This window comes from Flectobacillus sp. BAB-3569 (assembly GCF_002270355.1).
In the GTDB taxonomy this organism is placed as follows: Bacteria; Bacteroidota; Bacteroidia; order Cytophagales; family Spirosomataceae; genus Flectobacillus; species Flectobacillus roseus.
On sequence record NZ_NJFZ01000133.1, the window covers coordinates 1 to 1134 of the forward strand.

Genomic DNA, 1134 nt, shown 5'->3' on the forward strand with positions numbered 1-1134 from the left:
GTCAAGCAGTAGTAGGAACAGTGAATCCAATCCCAAGCGCACCAAGTGCAGGGAATGTAACTAATAACTCAAGATGTGGTAGTGGAATTGTAAACTTAAGTGCAACATGCTCAACAGGCCAAACAGTACAATGGTATGCAAGTCAGACCTCGACAACAGTGTTGTCGACAGGCACCAGCTATGCACCAAGTATTGCAGCGACTACGACTTATTATGTAGGTTGTAAAGATAATACTACGACTTGTGAGACGGCGACCAACTCACGTCAAACAGTTGTAGGAACAGTTAACCCAATTCCAAGCGCACCAAGTTCAAGTAATGTAACGAATGGTGCAGTTTGCGGAAGTGGGGTAGTGAATTTGACAGCAACTTGTACGACAGGTCAAACAGTACAATGGTATGCAAGTCAGAGTTCAACAAGTGTATTGACAACAGGTACAAGTTATGCACCAAGCATCACAGCCACGACAACATACTTTGTTGGATGTAAGGATAACACAACAACATGTGAAACAGCAACAGGCTCACGTCAAGGCGTAATTGGAACGGTTAACCCAATCCCAAGTGCACCAAGTGCAAGTAATGTAGTAGGGGCATCAAGATGTGAAGCAGGTGTAGTAACCTTGACAGCAACATGTTCAACTGGTCAAACAGTACAATGGTATGCAAGTCAGAGCTCAACAAGTGTATTGACAACAGGTACAAGTTATGCCCCAAGTTTGACAGCAACGACTACTTATTATGTAGGCTGTAAAGACAACACAACGACTTGTGAAACGACAACAGGAACACGTCAAGGAGTAACAGGTACAGTAAATCCAAACTTACCAGCACCAAGTTCATCAAATGTACAAGGAGGTAGGTACTCTTTCGTTAGCTCAAAGGCAGATGTTGATTCGTTAATTCCATTGCTGAAGTGATAAAATGTTTAAATTAAGGGATAAAGAGAACAGATTACAAAGAGACAAAGTGGAAGGTTTGGGCTATGTATGGGCATTCGGCACTTGGCTATGGGCACTCGGCATAATGTTGCTAAGCTGTTTAGCCTAGCTCATAATGCTTCATGTAGAGCAGATTTGGGCTGTACGAAGAAGATATTAGGTTACCCGCGATAGGCATTAGGCTATATGCCAT

General features: G+C 42.9%; 1 pseudogene. It reads left to right on the plus strand.

Annotated features, from left to right (window positions below):
* Nucleotides 1-920 (plus strand): annotated as a pseudogene (locus BWI92_RS27660) (hypothetical protein); the annotation flags it as partial.
* Between the last annotated feature and the right edge of the window lie 214 nt (nt 921-1134).